At 66.9% G+C, this 16,648-nt stretch carries 13 protein-coding genes; 5 read left to right on the plus strand and 8 right to left on the minus strand.

What is annotated here, in order from left to right:
- Positions 1 to 16: 16 nt before the first annotated feature.
- Positions 17 to 2,014: a purple acid phosphatase family protein gene (locus CAFEL_RS04990; protein WP_194560962.1), complete on the minus strand. Its 1,998-nt coding sequence runs from the start codon at positions 2,012 to 2,014 to the stop codon at positions 17 to 19.
- Positions 2,015 to 2,150: 136 nt separating this feature from the next.
- Here CAFEL_RS04990 and CAFEL_RS04995 point away from each other — a divergent pair, with 136 nt between their 5' ends.
- Positions 2,151 to 3,845: an alkaline phosphatase D family protein gene (locus CAFEL_RS04995; RefSeq protein ID WP_194560963.1), complete on the plus strand. Its 1,695-nt coding sequence runs from the start codon at positions 2,151 to 2,153 to the stop codon at positions 3,843 to 3,845.
- An 84-nt stretch (positions 3,846 to 3,929) separates the two neighbouring features.
- On the opposite strand, the gene CAFEL_RS05000 is transcribed toward CAFEL_RS04995, so the two are convergent.
- The 3 genes from CAFEL_RS05000 to CAFEL_RS05010 all read right to left on the minus strand — a co-directional run bounded on the left by CAFEL_RS05000 (position 3,930) and on the right by CAFEL_RS05010 (position 9,480).
- Positions 3,930 to 6,119 carry a YhgE/Pip domain-containing protein gene (locus tag CAFEL_RS05000; RefSeq protein WP_194560964.1) on the minus strand — a complete coding sequence of 730 codons (2,190 nt, stop codon included), beginning with the start codon at positions 6,117 to 6,119 and terminating at the stop codon, positions 3,930 to 3,932.
- Positions 6,116 to 8,707 carry a YhgE/Pip domain-containing protein gene (locus tag CAFEL_RS05005; protein WP_194560965.1) on the minus strand — a complete coding sequence of 864 codons (2,592 nt, stop codon included), beginning with the start codon at positions 8,705 to 8,707 and terminating at the stop codon, positions 6,116 to 6,118. The genes CAFEL_RS05000 and CAFEL_RS05005 overlap by 4 nt, the downstream gene beginning before the upstream one ends.
- Before the next feature lie 86 nt (positions 8,708 to 8,793).
- On the minus strand, positions 8,794 to 9,480 hold the full coding sequence (locus CAFEL_RS05010; RefSeq protein WP_194560966.1) for an IclR family transcriptional regulator: 687 nt from the start codon (positions 9,478 to 9,480) through the stop codon (positions 8,794 to 8,796).
- Positions 9,481 to 9,541: 61 nt separating this feature from the next.
- Between CAFEL_RS05010 and leuC the strand changes: the two genes are divergently transcribed.
- Entirely contained in the window at positions 9,542 to 10,963 is a 1,422-nt protein-coding gene (gene leuC / locus CAFEL_RS05015) for a 3-isopropylmalate dehydratase large subunit (protein ID WP_194560967.1), read from the plus strand.
- A 12-nt stretch (positions 10,964 to 10,975) separates the two neighbouring features.
- Positions 10,976 to 11,566, plus strand: coding sequence for a 3-isopropylmalate dehydratase small subunit (leuD, locus tag CAFEL_RS05020; protein WP_194560968.1), 591 nt, complete (start codon positions 10,976 to 10,978; stop codon positions 11,564 to 11,566).
- Positions 11,567 to 11,578: 12 nt separating this feature from the next.
- Here the strand turns inward: leuD and CAFEL_RS05025 are convergent, their stop codons facing one another.
- Genes CAFEL_RS05025 through CAFEL_RS05035 form a run of 3 tightly spaced genes read right to left on the minus strand, consistent with a single transcriptional unit; the run spans position 11,579 to position 13,545 of the window.
- Positions 11,579 to 12,040: a hypothetical protein gene (locus CAFEL_RS05025; protein ID WP_194560969.1), complete on the minus strand. Its 462-nt coding sequence runs from the start codon at positions 12,038 to 12,040 to the stop codon at positions 11,579 to 11,581.
- Positions 12,041 to 12,045: 5 nt separating this feature from the next.
- On the minus strand, positions 12,046 to 12,510 hold the full coding sequence (locus CAFEL_RS05030; RefSeq protein ID WP_034999885.1) for a YbjN domain-containing protein: 465 nt from the start codon (positions 12,508 to 12,510) through the stop codon (positions 12,046 to 12,048).
- Positions 12,511 to 12,534: 24 nt separating this feature from the next.
- Positions 12,535 to 13,545 carry an NUDIX hydrolase gene (locus tag CAFEL_RS05035; RefSeq protein WP_194560970.1) on the minus strand — a complete coding sequence of 337 codons (1,011 nt, stop codon included), beginning with the start codon at positions 13,543 to 13,545 and terminating at the stop codon, positions 12,535 to 12,537.
- A gap of 102 nt (positions 13,546 to 13,647) precedes the next feature.
- On the opposite strand from CAFEL_RS05035, the gene CAFEL_RS05040 reads away from it, so the two are divergent.
- Both CAFEL_RS05040 and CAFEL_RS05045 read left to right on the plus strand, forming a co-directional pair.
- Positions 13,648 to 14,646 carry an NAD(P)H-dependent glycerol-3-phosphate dehydrogenase gene (locus tag CAFEL_RS05040; RefSeq protein ID WP_194560971.1) on the plus strand — a complete coding sequence of 333 codons (999 nt, stop codon included), beginning with the start codon at positions 13,648 to 13,650 and terminating at the stop codon, positions 14,644 to 14,646.
- 21 nt (positions 14,647 to 14,667) lie between these two features.
- Positions 14,668 to 15,708: a D-alanine--D-alanine ligase family protein gene (locus CAFEL_RS05045; protein WP_194560972.1), complete on the plus strand. Its 1,041-nt coding sequence runs from the start codon at positions 14,668 to 14,670 to the stop codon at positions 15,706 to 15,708.
- Here the strand turns inward: CAFEL_RS05045 and CAFEL_RS05050 are convergent, their stop codons facing one another.
- The gene (locus tag CAFEL_RS05050) at positions 15,709 to 16,644 is read right to left on the minus strand and encodes a DUF3515 domain-containing protein (RefSeq protein ID WP_194560973.1); all 936 of its coding nucleotides are present in this window, start codon (positions 16,642 to 16,644) and stop codon (positions 15,709 to 15,711) included.
- Between the last annotated feature and the right edge of the window lie 4 nt (positions 16,645 to 16,648).

The raw sequence follows: 16,648 nt of genomic DNA on the forward strand, positions 1-16,648 counted from the left end.
GGTTGTTGGCGGTGCGCTAGATGTTGAACTGCTTGCGGATGTCCTGAATCCACTGCGGGTGGACGTAGGACAGCGCCGCGAAGATCGCACCCAGGACGGCGATCAGTATTGCCAGCACGGTGAGGATGATGCCGCCGGTGCTGCTGCCGGACACGCTGCCCGCGGCGTCCTTACCGGTGTTATCCGCGTTTGAATCCCCAGCCGGTTCCTGCGGTTCGGCGTTCTTGGTGATGGTCTCGGTGACCGTGGTGGGCACCGTCTTGGTCTTCTCCACGACCTTGGTCTCCGGGGCGGTCTGCGTCGACGTCTCGGTCACGGTGGCAGTGCCGACGGAAGTGACGGTGGTGACCTCCGGCTCAGCGTTCTTGGTGATGGTGGTCGGCACCTCAACCGTGGAGGTCTCGGTGACGGTTTCCTTCGCCGTGGTCGGCACCGTCTTGGTATTCTCCACCGTCTCGGTGGCCGGCGAGGTCTGCACGGACGTCTCAGTCACCGTTGCTGAACCGACAGAAGTCTTGGTGGTGGTGACCAGCTTCTCCGAGGTCTGCGTCGTGGTCACGACCTCCGGTGCCGGCTTCTGCTCGGTGGTCGGCTTCTGCTCAGAGGTCGGCTTCTGCTCAGAGGTCGGCTTCTGCTCGGTGGTCGGCTTGGTAGTCTCTTCCGGCTTCTCCTCCGGCTTCTGTGCGTCCTTCTTCTGCAGCGTGACCTGGTCCACCACGTACGGGGTGTTGATGTTGTAGGTGGTCAGCTTCAGCTCGGTCGGGGAGACGTCGATGCTGGTGTAGTCCGGGTTGTAGTCCTGGCGCCAGCGGGCCGTGGTGTCGTGCGCCAGGTCGCGGGCGCGCTCCTCGCGGACGTGCGGGTGGGTTTCGCCGAACTTGTCCTGGAAGTCGTAGTACTTGCCGCCGGTGGCGGTGGTGGAGGTGAGGTAGAGCACCTCGCCGTCCTCCGGGATGAGCACATCGCCGGACTTTGCAGCGCCCTCCGGGATCACCGGATCAAAACCGTTCATCAGGTGGGTGCGGGTGTAGATGTGATCGTGGCCGCTCAAGACCAGGTCCACGCCGGCTTCGGACAGCTTCGGCGTGAGCTGCTCGCGCAGGCGCACCACATCGCTGTCGGTGTAGTGGGTGCCCTGGGAGAACGGTGCCTGGTGGATGCCCACCATCACCCAGTCCGCGTCCGCGCCGTGGTCCGCGATTGCGTCGTTGACAAACTTCGCGTGGGCCTCGATGTCGGCTGCGCTCGAGCGGTTGCCGTCGAGGCCGATGAACAGGACGTTGTTGTAGTTGAAGAAGTAGTTTGCGGTTTCGCCGTCTTCGTTGGGCAGGAAGTAGGTGTCCTGGAAGTGGCGGTCCGGCGCGTACGTTTCGTGGTTGCCCTTCAGCACCGCCAGACGGTAGTTCTGCAGCGCTTCCGGGGCGGTGAACTCCTCGAGCTGCTTGACCGGTGCACCCCAGCCCTCAGCCTGGTCGCCGAGGTGCATGAGGAACGCGGAATCCGGGTGCTCGCCGGTGGCGACGTTGACTGCCTTGTCCCAGGCGGCGGACTGCTCGTCGATCTTCGCGTCCACGCCGATCTGTGCGTCGGCCATGGCCAAGAAGCTCCAGGAGTCGGAATCCTCGCCCGTGGTGAAGGTGCGCTCCTCGCTCCAGCCGCGGTCGTCGTTGCCCACGCGGTAGACGTACTCCGTGTCCGGCTCAAGGCCGGTCATCGTCGCCTCGTGCGGGTAGAAGATCGCCGCGTTGTACTGGCCGCGCGGGGACTCGACGCTGGTCTTATCGGCCTCGTTGTCCGCCGGCCAGTACTCCAAGTACTGCAGCTCGTTGGTCTTGGATTGCCAGGCAACGTTGGCCTCCGTGGCGTCGGAGCCGATGCCGAGCACGATGCGGCTGAGCTTGGTGTTAACCGCATCCGCAGCCACAGCGGTGGTCATCGGCGCGAGCAGGGAGAAAACGACGGCGGTGGCGATGGTGCCACGGCGCAGGGAACGGTGGGTACGCAGGAGAGTCATGGTTGCCCACTTAAATCACCCGTTTTTAACAGCCGGTTACAAGTAATTGGACACCTTGATGAATTGAAAATGAATATCACGTGACATCGGTCTGCTGTTCTTGCACCGTGCTTACAGCTAGTTGAAAGTATGCTCCATGAGCTCAAAGTTCCGTGTCAATCGTCGTGTGTTCCTGCAAACTGTCGCAGCGGCCGCTGCCGCAACCGTTATCGGCACCGGTGGCGCTTACGCCGCCCGGCGTGGCACGGTGTCCACCCCTGAAGAACCGACCCCGGCGGGCGAGTGGGACCTGCCGTTCCTCCACGGCGTAGCATCCGGCGACCCGCTGCCGGACCGCGTGGTGCTGTGGACCCGCGTGACCCCGTCGCGCGAGGCGCTGCCGGGCTCCGGCCTGGGTGAGGGCGTGGAACTGGAGTGGCAGATCGATACCTCGGAGGACTTTGGTAACCCGCAGACGGGCTCCGTGACCACCTCGGCGGATTCGGACCACACCGTCCACGTCGACCCGGACGGTCTGGAGTCGGAGACGGAGTACTTCTACCGCTTCGTCGTCAAGAGTGGCGAGTTCGAGGGCGCGACCTCCCCGGTCGGCCGCACCCTCACGGCGCCTGAGGCTGACGCGAGCGTGGACAACCTCAACCTGGCCATCGCCTCCTGCGCGAACTGGGAGTCCGGCTTTTTCGCCGCGTACGGCGACATGGCGCAGCGCGCCCGCGCAGGCGAGATCGACCACGTGGTCTTCCTCGGTGACTACATCTACGAGTACCCGACCGGCGAGTACGCCGGCAAGAGTGGCGTCGCGCGCATGCACCACCCGGAGTGGGAGATCACCACGCTGGAAGATTACCGCCAGCGCCACGGCCGCTACCGCACTGACCTTAACCTGCAGGCGGCGCACGCGGCGTGTCCGTGGATTGTCATCTGGGACGACCACGAGACGGCCAACAACAGCTGGTTCGAGGGCGCGGAGAACCACACGGACGGCCGCGTGGAAGGCGAGTGGCCGGAACGCTTGAGTGCCGCGAAGCAGGCATACTTTGAGTGGCTGCCGGTGCGCGCGCAGTTCGAGGGCGAGGAGCAGCTGCTTTACCGCAGCTTCACGTTCGGCGACTTGGCGCAGCTGACCATGATGGATTTGCGCACCTACCGCGACGCGGAGACCACCGGCGCGAACTTCGGCAACGACGACCGCACGATGCTGGGGAAGACACAGTTCGATTGGGTTGCGCAGCAGCTGCAGGAGTCCACCGCCCGCTGGGATGTGCTGGGCAACTCGGTGATGATCTCGCCGATGCGCTTTGCCACCATCCCGGACAACGAGAAGGCCAACATCGCTGCCGGTTACATGAAGGAGCGCGCGACGGGCATCGCGGTGAACTCGGACCAGTGGGACGGCTACGCCGCGGAGCGCGACCGCCTGCTCACCATGTTGGACGAGCAGGAGTCGAACGCGCTGTTCCTCACTGGCGACATCCACTCGGAGTGGGCGAACTCGATCGCCTCGCCGTCCGGTTTCGGTGAGATCGGCTGCGAGATGGTCACCACCTCAATCTCCGCGCCCAACGTGGACGAGATCCTCACCAGCGCCTTCGGCACGTACCACAAGGAGGACAACTCCACGTCGCTTTTGGTGGAGCAGACAATTCGGGATGCCAACCCGTGGGTCAACCACATCGATTTTGACGCACACGGCTACGGCGTGGCGAGCATCCACCGCGATTACGTCGACATGCTCTACTACCGCGTCTCGGACGTGGAGGACCCGGACGCTTCCGTCAGCTTGGGCGAGAAGCGCCAGTGGCGCATCGGCGAGGGGTTCGTCGAAGCATAATCTGCTTATCGACGACGGCCGCGACATCTGGGTGGGCGGGCTGGTCACCGCGCGCGCGGCACCATCGAGCTGTAGGCGGGCGGCCTACGTCATCATCACCTTGGTCTGGGCGACCGCCTCGTCCATGCGGCCGATCGCGTGGTGCAGCCGGTGGCGCAGCCAGAGGCCGAGGAAGAGGAAAGGCAGCACGAAGAGGACGAGGCTGCCGAGGGCTCGCCAGAAGTCCCAGCCGTAGGTGCCGAAGACCGCGGCGCGCATAGCGCGGATCGAGTAGGTCGCGGGTAGCCAGGGGCTGATCGCCTGCGCCCAGCCCGGCAGCAGCTGCAGCGGGTAGGCGCCGCCCGCCGCCGAGACCTGGAGCACCAGGATGAGCACGCCCACGGCCTTGCCGGCGTTGCTCAGGGAGAGCACCAGCGTGTAGCAGATTAGGTGGAAGACCAGGCTCGAGACCCACCCCGCCATGAAGAGGAGGAAGGGGTGCGCGGGCTCGATGCCCACGTAGACGATGAGCCCCGCCATGAGGAGCGTGGATTGGGCCAGGCCGGTGGTCACGAACGTCAGGTAGCGGCCGAAGTACTTCTGGCCCGCGGTGAGGTTGTCGGGATCGACCACGTTCTGTTCGATGGAGCGGTCGTCCGTGCGCACGGCCACCGACGTCAACAGGGCGCCCACCCACAGGGCGAGCACCGTGTAGAGCGGGGCCATGCCGGCGCCGAAGCTGACGCGGGGGAAGACCTCCTTGCGCTCCACCTTGACTGGGTCGACGAGGGCGTCGGCGAGCACTTCCGGGTGGCTGGAGACGAGGTCGGCCAGCTTCGTCAGGTCCCCGCTCGAGCGCGCCTGCGCGATCGACCGCTGCGCCTCCTGCATCCTCGCCGCGTTGGCGCGCAGGGATTCCGCCGTGTCGCGTAGATCCGAACCGGAGGCTGCGAGGGTGTCGCGCAGCGAGCCGGGCCGGTTGGCCAGGGCAGAGGAGATGCCGTCCATGTCCGAGCGGGCCTTGTCGACGTTCGCGCGGACGTTGTCCAGCGAGCCTGACAGCGCCTCGAGGCGCGGGCGGATCCCCGTGTCGTAGGAATTCTTGGCCGAGTCCATCGCCTCGCGGGCCCGGGCGATCGAAACCTCGATCTCCTGCCGGTCAGCGTTCTTCCCGTCCCGGCCGCCCTGCCCGGCGGTGAGGTGCGCGGCGGCGTCGTTGAGTCGGTCGCGCACGGCCGTCTGGCGGGCGATGGCGTCGTTGAGGTCGCCGACCACCGCGCGCACCCCCGGCTGGGCGTCGGGGGGAAGCGCCGGGGCGACATGCCCGTTGATGGTGTCGCGCAGGGCCGTGTACTGCCTCACCTGGACATCGACGCGCGCGGCGATGTCCGTCAGGTTCGCGGCGGTGGCCTGGGAGGTGGCGGAGGAGTCCGCCAGCAGCTGGTCGACACGTTCGCTCACGGCGGCGAAGCTTACCGACGTCGCCCCCAGCGCCGCCGCAAGCGCCGCGCCGTCTCCGCCGAGGCTCGCCCCGGTGACCCCGAGGTCGACGGGGTGGACCTGCTCGAGAGAGTCGCCCAGCGCCCCGGAGATCCGCTCGGCGCTGTCGACGAGCGGCACGCTCAACTCTGTGAGCGTGGCGAGCGCGTCGACGGTGCGGGCGCTGGAGAGCAGCTGGTCGCGAGCGCTGGCGGTGCGCGTCTCGATGGAGTCGAGCGCCTGCTGGGTCTCCGCCTCGTTGAAGTAGTCCGAGGCCGTCTCGATCACCCCGAATGACACCTCGGAGAGGGCCCTGGTGAACGACGCGCTGATCTGGGCGCTGACGCCCTGCGTGCCGTTGGCGATGAGCAGCGGGGAGATGGGGTTCTTCTTCTCGTTGACGTAAAGGTCGATCCGGCTGGGTTCGGCGTCGTCGGCGTAGAAGGTGAACATGTCGTCGCTCAGCGTGGGCGGCAAGACGATGGCGGCGTAGTACTCACCGGACTTCGCGCCCTCGATGGCGTTGTCGGCATCGGTGATGACCCAGTCCATAGAGTCGTCGCGGTAGAGCTGGGAGAGGACCATGTCGCCGACGTTGACGGCCAGCGGGGTGAGATCGCTCGTGTGGCCGCGGTCGGTGTTGGCCACCGCCACCTCAAGGCGCTCGGTGTTGCCGAATGGGTCCCACGTGGCCAGCACGTTGAACCAGGCGAAGAGGCAGGGGATGGCGATCAGGCCGACCATGACGATGCCCGCCATGACGTTGGTGTAGAGCCGGCGCAGGTCGTTGTAGGCGATGGAGAAGACGGTTCTCATTTGGTGTCCTCGCTTTCGGCATCCGCGGGCCCGATGGTGATGCTGGTGCCGGCGGAGTCGTGGCGGTGGATCACGGCGTCGCGCAGCTCGGCCTCACCGAGGCGCGAGACCTGTTCGGCGTCGACGAGGCTCTGCGTGAAGTACTCCACCGCGCCGAGGTAGAGGACGACCAGCAGCGACCAGGCGACGACGATGGCCAGCATGATCGTCTTGTCGGTGGGCAGGAGCATGGTCAGCAGGGTGATGATGGCGATGCCGACAACGCCCGCGCCGATCCCGCCGAAGATGAGGGTGCGGTAGTTCTCCCGCAGCATCCGCGCCCGCTTCTCGACGCCCCCGCGGAACTCATCCCGGTCCGACAGGGCGGCCATGATGTCGGACGCGCGGTAGGGCGAGCCCATGACCTCCACCTCCTCGTTCGTTATCAGGTTCGTGCGCGCGAGCTGGCGGTTGAACAGGAGGTTGGCGTGCGAGGAGGTGAGTCGGAACAGCCACCCCAGGGCGAAGGCCGCGGCGGACATGGCGAGAAGCGCCGCCAAAAAGCGGAGGTAGTGATGGCCGTAGAACCCGGCGATGGTCTCGCGCATCGCGTCGATGCCGTAGCGGAAGGGGAGGAAGGGGTAGATGTGGCGGAAGAAGTCGGGCATGAGCTCGATGGGGTAGAGGCCCGACGCGCCCGGGATCTGGATGACGACGAGGAAGACGGCGATGCCGCGGCCAATGTGGCCGAGCGCGGAAACGATGGAGTAGATGATCCCCGTGTAGGCGACCCCGATGGCGATTGCGGTGGCGAGAAAGGCCGTGACGGACTGCATCTGCACCCCGAAGGCGACGTTGCCGAGCGTCACCACGACGGCCTGGAGCACCGAGAGCGTGGCGAAGAGGAGGAAGCGGCCGAGGTAGGCCTGGCCGACGGTGAGGCGGCGGAAGCCCTCGGTGTCGACCTCGACGCGGAAGATGATCGTCAGCACGAACGCGCCGATCCACAGGGCCAGGTTGGTGAAGAAGGAGGCCATGGAACTGCCGTAGTTCTCCGTGGGGAAGAGGGCCTGCTGCTCGACGGTGACGGGCGAGGAGATGTACTCGCCGATCTTCGTGGAGTTGAGGTTCGTGACAGTGTTGAGGGCCTCCGAGTCGGAGGTGGCCAGGAGGGCGTTGATGTCGGACTGGGCGGAGCGGGCGCCGTCGGCAAGCGTGCCGAGGTTGCCCGAGACCTCGTCGAGGATGCTGAGGCTGGCCGCGAGCTGGTTGTCCACCCCGGCGAGCAGGGAGGTCGTTTCCTCGCGCAGGGCACGCTGGCTGCTCAGCGCGCCGCGCACGGAGGCGACGCTGCCGGAGGCCTGCGCGAGCGAGGCGTTGATCGCGGGCACGGACTCGCCGAGCTGCTTGCTCGCGTCGCGCGCTGCGGCGTTGGAGTCGGCGGTCGCGGCCCCGAGGGAGTCACCGAGCTCGCCTATCGACGCCAGCGCGGCGCCCGCGCTGCGGTCCACGTTGTTCAGGCCGTCGAGGACGGCGCGGGAGGCGGCGGTACGCTCCTCCAGCGCGCTGGCCGCGGCGTCGAGCTGAGCGCGGACCTCGGGCGATAGGGCGGCCCCGGCCGACATGGCGCGCAGCTGCGCGGCGGCGGATTCGCCCTGCTTGACCACGCCGTCGACCTCGCCGACGGCGGAGCGCACCCGCCCCTGGGCGGTGCCGAGCTGGCCCGTCGCCTCCGCGATGGAGGCGTTGGCGGAGGCGGCGCCGAGGCTGAGCGCGTTGGCGGACTCGACGAGCGCGGTCGACGTGTCGGCGCTGAAACCGGCGGAGGACTTCTGCAGCTCGGCGATGATCCCCTCGGCCTCGCGGAGGGAGGAGTCCACGGCCCCGAGGGTGTCGTCGACGGAGCCGACGAGGGTGTTCAGCTCGGCGACGACCGGGCGCGCCCCGCTGATGCTCTGCTTCATCGTGGCCACCCGCCCCTGGGAGGCGTCGAGGTCGGCGGCGATCTGGCCGAAGCTCCCGGAGGCCTTGCCTCGGACCTCCTCGGCATCATCGCGCGACGCGAACCCCGTGTTGCGCAGCTCGGTCGCCGCGGCCTCGCCGACCTTCTTCTTGAAGGCCTCGGACACGGCCGTGTCGACGGCGGAGGCGCCGGCATCGGTGATCGAGGGGGCGACGCCGTTGCTCTTCTCGTTGACGTAATACTCCAGCACCGGCTGCGTGTAGGTGCCGCTGACCAGGCTCAGCAGGTCCTCGCTGAACTCAGGCGGGATGAGGAACATGGCGTAGTAGTCGCCGCGCATGAGCCCGTCGCGGGCCTCGTCCTCGGGGAGGAACACCCACCCGATCTTGTCGTTGTCCTTGAGCTGCTCGGTGATCTGCTCGCCGACGTCGACCTCGCCGACGCGCTCGGCGGAGGCGCCGCGGTCGTTGTTGACCACCGCGATGCGGATGTTCTGGGTGTGGTCGTAGGGGTCCCAGAAGGCGTTGATGTTGAACCACGAGTAGAGCGCGGGGATGATGAGCACGCCGACGATGATGATGAAGGCCCGGGGAACGCGCAGCAGGCGACGAATGTCCCGTCCAAGAATCTGCACGCTTTTTCTCACGTGGCGAGCGTACCCTCGAATGGAGCGTTAGGGAAACGCCCCGGGTCTGGGCCCGTTGGCGCCCCCAGTGTCAGGCCGTAGCTCGGCTAGAGCTCGGCGCTCAGCCGAGCGGTGGCGTCCTTGAGCGCGGCGCCCCACTTGGCTGCGGGGCTCGGTCCGAGCCGCTCGGCCGGGCCGGAGATAGACAGCACGGCCACCAGCGCGCCATCCGGTTGGAACACCGGCGTGGACACCGATGCGAGCCCGACTTCGCGCTCTGCGACGGATTCAGCGAAGCCGTCGTCACGCACCTGCTTGAGTTCCGCGTCGTTGAAGGGCGCGTCGACGGGGGCGTAGGCGGCGAACACGCGGGCGGCGGAGCCCGCGGTGAGGGTCAAGTGGGAGCCGACCGGGACCACGTTGTGCAGGCCGCTTTCGGGTTCCTCGGCGGCGATGCAGGTGCGCGTGGTGCCGGTGAGTTGGTAGAGCTGGGCGGACTCGCCAGTGGTCTCGACGAGATCGCGAAGCACCGGGGCCGCGGCCGCGAGCAGTCTCGGCGACGGCCCGCCGGTGTAGCTGGGCAGCGCGGGCCCAAGCGACCATTCGCCGCGTTCGTTGCGGGCGAGCACGTGGTGCACCTCGAGTGCTGTGGCGATGCGGTGTGCGGTGGCCCGGGGCAGTTCGGTGGCGTCGCTGAGCTCTGCGAGCGATTTGTCGCCGCTGGCTACCGCGGCCACGATTGCTACTGCGCGGTCGAGCACTTTAATGCCGGATCCTTCGTTATACTGTCTCACAGTTCGAATCCTATCATCTCATTATGTGGGAAGTTAGGGAGGAAACGCGAAGGAGTTTGCTATGGCGGAGAGACCGTTGACGTTGGCGGAGAAGGTGTGGCGCGACCACGTGGTCAAGCAGGGCGAAAACGGCGAGCCCGACCTCATCTTCATCGATTTCCAGCTCCTGCACGAGGTCACCTCGCCGCAGGCGTTCGAGGGGCTGCGCTTGGCAGGCCGCAAGATGCGGCACCCGGAACTGCACCTGGCCACCGAAGACCACAACGTGCCCACCGAAGGGATCGTCTCCGGCCAGCTGCTCGAAATTGCGGAGCCGACCTCGCGCACCCAGGTGGCCACGCTGCGCAAGAACTGCGAGGAATTCGGCGTGACCCTGCACCCGATGGGCGACGTCAAGCAAGGCATCGTGCACACCGTCGGCCCGCAGCTGGGCATCACACAGCCGGGCATGACCATCGTGTGCGGCGACTCGCACACCTCCACCCACGGCGCGTTCGGCTCCATTGCCATGGGCATCGGCACCTCCGAGGTGGAGCACGTCATGGCCACCCAGACCCTGCCGCTGAAACCCTTTAAGACCATGGTCATCGAGGTCACCGGCGAACTGCAGGAAGGCGTCACCGCGAAAGACCTGATCCTGGCGATCATCGCCAAGATTGGCACCGGCGGCGGCCAAGGCCACATCATCGAGTACCGCGGCGAGGCCATCGAGAAGATGTCCATGGAAGCGCGCATGACCATCTGCAACATGTCCATCGAGGCGGGTGCGCGCGCCGGCATGGTAGCGCCCGACCAGAAGACCTTCGATTACGTCGAAGGCCGGGAATACGCACCGAAGGGCGCCGACTGGGACGCAGCAGTGGAGTACTGGAAGACGCTGCCCACCGACGAGGGTGCCAAGTTCGACACCGTGGTGGAAATCGACGGCGCCTCCCTGACACCTTTTGTCACCTGGGGCACCAACCCCGGCCAGGGCCTGCCCCTGGGTGAGCGAGTGCCGGATCCGGAGGACTTCACCGACGAGACCTCCAAGCAGTCCGCAGCCAAGGCATTGGACTACATGGACCTGACCCCAGGCACGCCGCTGCGCGACATCGCCATCGACACCGTGTTCCTAGGCTCGTGCACCAACGCCCGCATCGAGGACCTGCGCGCCGCCGCCGAGGTGGTTAAGGGCCGCACCATCGCGGAAAACACCCGCATGCTGGTGGTGCCCAGCTCCACGCTGGTCAAACAGCAGGCGGAGGAGGAAGGCCTGGACAAGGTCTTCACGGACTTCGGCGCCGAGTGGCGCACTGCCGGGTGCTCGATGTGCCTGGGCATGAATCCGGATCAGCTGAAGCCGGGGGAGCGGAGTGCGTCGACAAGCAACCGCAACTTCGAAGGACGCCAAGGACCCGGCGGGCGCACCCACCTTGTCTCCCCGCTGGTCGCCGCGGCGACCGCTGTCACCGGTCACCTTGCTAGCCCCGCAGACCTGTAAAGGAGCACTCAGATGGAGAAATTCACCACCCACACCGGTGTCGCCGTACCGCTGACGCGCTCGAACGTGGACACTGACCAGATCATTCCGGCACGCTACCTCAAGCGCGTGACCCGCACCGGCTTCGAAGACGGCCTGTTTTCCAACTGGCGCGAAAGCGAACCCGGATTTGTGCTCAACCAGGACGAGTACAAAAACGGCTCCGTGCTGTTCGCCGGGCCCGACTTCGGCACCGGCTCCTCGCGCGAGCACGCCGTGTGGGCGCTGATGGATTACGGCTTCCGCGCCGTGTTCAGCCCGCGCTTCGCCGACATCTTCCGCGGCAACTCCGGAAAGGCGGGACTGCTGGCCGCGAACCTGCCCGAAAGCGACATCGAGCTGATCTGGAAGCACTTAGAGCAGCACCCGGGCGAGACCGCCACCGTGTCGCTGGAAGACCGCACGGTCACCGTCGGCGACAACACGTTCGTCTTCGAGGTGGACGACTACACCCGCTGGCGCCTGATGGAAGGCCTCGACGACATTGGCCTGACGCTTCGCGGCGAAGACGCCATCGAGGCCTACGAAGCGCAACGGCCGGCGTTCAAGCCGGCCGTGCGATAAAAGGGGGAAGCGCTACTCCTGCGGCGCTTCCTCGTCGAGGCGCTGGGTGACCTCCGGCGCGAACTCCGCGAGGAAGTCACGCGAAGCGGTCACCACGCCCTGGATTCCGGTGAGGATGTGGGACTCGAACTGGGCGTCGGTGTACTCCCAGTGGCCGGGCAGGCTGTAGGCCACGCCCAAGGCGGTGACGCCGCGCTCCTCATCCTTCAAAGCGGTGACGGTGGGGTAGGCCTTGGTGTAGTTGTACTGCTCGGCCCAGCTGCGGATGTCCTCGTAGCGGTCCGCGCCGATGGAATCAACCGCGACCGAGGAAATCACGTTGATGTTCGGGGCGATGTGCGCGATTTCCAGGCCGATGCGGGAAAAGCCGGTGCGGATGGCAAACTCGCTTGCCTCGTCAAACTGCCAGCCCTGCTTGGCAAAGACGTCCTTGACGCGCTGGATGGACAGGGGCTTTAAGGTGTCGTTGCTCATGGGTGTTACGCCTCCTTAGCGCCGTCGTTGAAGGATTCTTCGAGGCCCGGGAAGGTCTCGCGCAGCTGGCCGGCCACGTGGTGGATGGCGGAGAAGAAATACTCGCACATCTCGCGCAGCTGCGTGTCGGCGAAACCGTCGCCGGAGAAGAACGGCGCCTCCATGATCGCGATGGCGGTGCCGTCTTGGCGCAGCACCGGGTGCACGCGCACCAGCGGCAGGGTGCGGTTCATCACGTTCGCGAACTCGCGAAGCTTCTCGACGTCCTCCGGTTGATCCACAACCGCCATCCACCTGGACGTGGCCTTGAAACCCTCGCGTTCGACCTCGAAGAAGACCACCAGGCCGGGAAAGGCGGTGCGGCACTCGCCGCCGTCTTCGCGGAAGTACTTCAGATCCATCGCCTCCAGGGTGGACGCGATGCGCTCCTGCGTCACCGGCGGGAATGCGGTGGGGGTGGGGGAAGTCATAAGAAAATCCGTTCCTTTCTGTTGCTACAGCACCGGCAGTGCGGACGGGACGTAGTCGGCTCCGGTGAGTTGGCCGCCGTGAAAGCTCAGCACCCACACGGAGCCCTTCTTCGCGTGGATGTCGGAGTCGATGGGCAGGGTGCCCTGCGCAGACAGCCAGGCGATCATGCCCGGGATGACATCGCCCTGGGCGCAGACCACGGAGGTGCCGCCCTGCTCAATCACCTCGGTGAAGGCGCGCTGCGCGCCGACCATGTCGGACAGCCAGGCCTCGTCGCCGAAGCGCGCATCCACGGCCACGTCGATGCCCAGCTCGTCCGCAAGCGGGGCGACGGTGGTCTGGCAACGCTCCGGCGCCGCGGAGTAGATCCGCTCCGGGGAAAATGCGCTGAGCAGCGGGATCAGCATCTCGGATTGGCGGCGGCCCTTCTTGTCCAACGGGCGCAAGTTGTCGTCGCCGGACCACTTCTCACGCTCGTGCGCGCGGGCGTGGCGCACGTACAGCACGCGTGCGTCCGCCGGGGTGGCGAAGCGTTTCTTCGCCTTGTGCAGCACCTGGCGGTCTAAGTCGTAGGTCATCAGCTCGCAGGCGTCGTCGAGAGGCAGCCAGCGGATCTCGTCCACCTCGTCGTTGGGCTCGAACTCGCCGCCGGTGACCTCGCCGGTCCAGTAGTAGACCACCTTCGTGGTCTTCTTCACCGGGTAGACCGTCTTGCCCAACAGCTTGCCCAGGCGCACGTCGAAACCGGTTTCTTCCTTGATCTCGCGCACCGCGGTCTGCACCAGGGATTCGTCCGGGTCCAGCTTGCCCTTGGCCAACGACCAGTCGTCGTAGTGCGGGCGGTGGATGCACGCCACCTCCAGCGAGTCAGGTTGTGCCAGGTCGCCGCGCCAGAGCACCGCGCCGGCGGCAAGCGTGGTGCGCTTGAACTCGCTTTGCGGGTGGTTGGGGATTTCCTGCAGGCGCCCGGTGAGGAACATCTCGCCGCGCGTGTCCTTGTCCTGCTCGTGCAGTTGGCGGTCGTCATTTGGCATACGTTCCATTGTGTCGCAGACTCGGCGGGCGCGCTACGTCCGGGCGGGGTCCGGGCGGGGTGGTACGTTGTAGCGGTTGAAAAACGCTGGGAGGACGCACTGATGGTCAACGTGGCAGTACTGGGCGCCGGTTCCTGGGGGACCACCCTTGCCAAGGTGTTCGCGGACGCGGGCAACCCCGTGAGCCTGTGGGCGCGGCGCGAGGAGCTCGCACGCACAATCCGCGACACCCGGGAAAACCCCGACTACCTGCCCGGCATCGAACTCCCGGCGGCGATCCAGGCCACCTCGAACGCCGCCAAGGCGCTGGAGAACGCGGCGATAGTCGTCTTCGGCGTGCCCAGCCAGACCATGCGAGACAACCTCACCCGCTGGGCGCCGCATTTGCCTGGCGACGCCACGCTGGTCTCCATCTCCAAAGGCGTCGAATCCGGCACGCACTTGCGCATGAGCGAAATCATCGCGGAAGTCACCGGCGTAGAAAACGAGCGGATCGCGGTGCTGTCCGGGCCGAATCTCTCGCGCGAGGTCGCCGAGGAGCAGCCGGCCGCGACCGTGATCGCCTGCGCCGACGAAAACCGCGCCAAGCTGGTCCAGGCCGCGTGCGCCACTAACTACCTGCGCCCGTACACCAACACCGACGTGGTGGGCTGTGAAATCGGCGGCGCCACCAAAAACGTCATCGCGCTCGCCTGCGGCATGGCCGCCGGCCAAGGCTTGGGAGACAACACCCAGGCCACACTGATCACCCGCGGCCTGGCGGAGATCACCCGACTCGGCGCGGCGCTCGGGGCGGACGCACGCACCTTCGCCGGCCTTGCGGGCATGGGGGACCTGGTGGCCACCTGCGCCTCCCCGCTGTCGCGCAACCGCACGTTCGGCGCCGCGCTGGGTGGAGGCGCCACGATGGACGAGGCCCGCGCCGCCACCAAAGGCCAGGTCGCGGAGGGCGTGGTGTCCTCGCGCAGCATCTTCCAGCTCGCGGAAGAGCACTCTGTGGAGATGCCCATTACCCAGGGCGTGTTCTCGGTGTGCCACGAGGGCATGAAGGTCGCGGACGTCATCGCTGCGCTGATGGGTCGCAGCAAGAAAGCGGAGTAGCGCCCGGTAGGCTAGCTCCCCGTGATCCGCATAGCTGTTTTGTACGGTGGCATGTCCACCGAGCACTCGATTTCCTGCATCTCCGCCGACTCGGTCATGTCGCACATGCCCGCCGAGTACGAGGTGGTTCCCATCGGCATCACGCAGGAAGGTATCTGGGTTGAGGGTGTGGCGAATCCGGCTAAAGGGGCGGAGCTTCCCGTCGTCAAGCCTGGGCGCGAGGTTGCGCTCTCGTTGAACCCGCAGCGCAAGGGATTGCTTTACGACGTCACCTCCGGCGAGACCATCACCACCATCGACGCCGTCTTCCCGGTGCTGCACGGCAAATACGGCGAGGACGGCACGGTCCAAGGTCTGCTGGAGATGGCCGGGGTGCCGTACGTCGGCCCGGGCGTGCTGGCGTCCGCGTGCGGGATGGACAAGGAGTACACGAAGAAGCTGGTGGCGGCGGCCGGGATTCCTGTCACGCGCGAGGTGATCCTGAACGGCGCGCGCGAGCTGACCGAGGCGGAGCGCTCGCATCTTGGTCTGCCCGTGTTTGTGAAGCCGGCCAACGGCGGGTCTTCTATCGGCGTGTCCAAGGTGACCAGCTGGGATGCGCTGCCCGACGCGGTGTCGCTCGCGCTCGAGTCCGACGGCAAGGTCATCGTGGAGGCCGAGTTGGTCGGCGACGAGGTGGAAGTCGGCGTGCTTGAGCGCCCCGACGGCACCATCGCCGCATCCGTGCCCGCCAAACTCAACGGCACCGAGGACTCCGCTGAGGGCTTCTACGGCTTTGAGACGAAGTACCTCGAAGAAGGCGTCACTGCCACCATCCCGGCGCCGTACTCCGACGAGCTGATCGCCCAGCTACAGGACATGGCGGTGACGTGCTTCCATGCGCTGGACTGCAAGTCGCTCGCGCGCGTGGACTTCTTCGTCACCGACAACGGGCCGGTGCTCAACGAGATCAACACTATGCCCGGCTTCACCGCCATTTCGATGTACCCGCAGGTGTGGGCCGCCGCGGGCGTGGACTACCCGCAGCTGCTGGACACCCTGATCCGAACCGCGCTGCGCTAGCTAGGCCTGCGCGGTGTGCTCGGCGATGAGGTTGGTCAGGTTGGTGATCGCCTCGTTGCTCTCCACCTGCGGCAACGACGCCGCGACCTGCACGTCGCGGCCCATCGCGTACCAGGTGGAGGCGGTGGTGCCGTTGGCCAGCTTCACGTCTTCGAACCAGGGCACGCCGTTGATCTGGTCCAGGCGTGCGCCCGGGCCGTAGTTCTCCGGGTCGGCGACTCCGCAGCGCAGCACGATCGCGTCCTGGCCTGCGGCGGACCAGGCCACGGTCTGTTCGCTCACGGCGTCGACGCGAGTGTAGCCCTCAGCGATGGACTCAGGAGCCGCGGCGAGCAGGCTGCCGCAGGCGTCAGAGCCAGCGTCAGCGCCGGCGGCGAGGTCGGCGAGCGGGGCGGGGCGCTGCTCGGGGGCGGGGCCGGTCAACGCTGCGGTGTCGAGGCCTTCGACGGGGGCGGTGCCGTCGCGAAGCTGCTGCGTATCGGCGGTGACGGCGAGGACGGGGGAGCGGTCCACGGTGAACCAGGTGGCCAGGGTGGAGCCCGGGGTGGCATCGTTGACGCGCAGCCAGCGGGCGCCGTCGATGTCCTCGGTCTGCGCGTACGGGGTGTACTGTGCGGGCGCGTCCACGCCGCAGCGCAGGGTGATGCGCTCGGTGGAGGAGGCCTGCCACGCGGCGGCTCCCTCGGGCGCGGGCTCGGCCAGTTCGGCGCGTTCGAGGCTTGCGAGGGTGGGCGGGAGGGCGTCGATAAGCGATGTGCACTCTGAGGAAGATGCCTCGGGCGCGGGAACTTCCGTCATCGCCACCGGCTGCAATGCGACGCGGTTGAAGAACACGCGCGCGCCGACGAGCACGCCGAGCACCAGCGCCACCGCCAGCCCAAGACTGACGTAGATGGTGGTGCGGTTAAATTGAGCATCATGCGCCGTGGAACCCATGGCG

The organism is Corynebacterium afermentans subsp. lipophilum, assembly GCF_030408375.1.
Taxonomy (GTDB): Bacteria; Actinomycetota; Actinomycetes; order Mycobacteriales; family Mycobacteriaceae; genus Corynebacterium; species Corynebacterium lipophilum.

What these genes read in the sequence shown, in the direction of transcription:
- CAFEL_RS04990 (WP_194560962.1), bottom strand. Translation starts at nt 2,014, where the DNA reads ATGACTCTCCTGCGTACCCACCGTTCCCTGCGCCGTGGCACCATCGCC.
- CAFEL_RS04995 (WP_194560963.1), top strand. Translation starts at nt 2,151, where the DNA reads ATGAGCTCAAAGTTCCGTGTCAATCGTCGTGTGTTCCTGCAAACTGTC.
- CAFEL_RS05000 (WP_194560964.1), bottom strand. Translation starts at nt 6,119, where the DNA reads ATGAGAACCGTCTTCTCCATCGCCTACAACGACCTGCGCCGGCTCTAC.
- leuC (WP_194560967.1), top strand. Translation starts at nt 9,542, where the DNA reads ATGGCGGAGAGACCGTTGACGTTGGCGGAGAAGGTGTGGCGCGACCAC.
- leuD (WP_194560968.1), top strand. Translation starts at nt 10,976, where the DNA reads ATGGAGAAATTCACCACCCACACCGGTGTCGCCGTACCGCTGACGCGC.
- CAFEL_RS05025 (WP_194560969.1), bottom strand. Translation starts at nt 12,040, where the DNA reads ATGAGCAACGACACCTTAAAGCCCCTGTCCATCCAGCGCGTCAAGGAC.
- CAFEL_RS05030 (WP_034999885.1), bottom strand. Translation starts at nt 12,510, where the DNA reads ATGACTTCCCCCACCCCCACCGCATTCCCGCCGGTGACGCAGGAGCGC.
- CAFEL_RS05035 (WP_194560970.1), bottom strand. Translation starts at nt 13,545, where the DNA reads ATGCCAAATGACGACCGCCAACTGCACGAGCAGGACAAGGACACGCGC.
- CAFEL_RS05040 (WP_194560971.1), top strand. Translation starts at nt 13,648, where the DNA reads ATGGTCAACGTGGCAGTACTGGGCGCCGGTTCCTGGGGGACCACCCTT.
- CAFEL_RS05050 (WP_194560973.1), bottom strand. Translation starts at nt 16,644, where the DNA reads ATGGGTTCCACGGCGCATGATGCTCAATTTAACCGCACCACCATCTAC.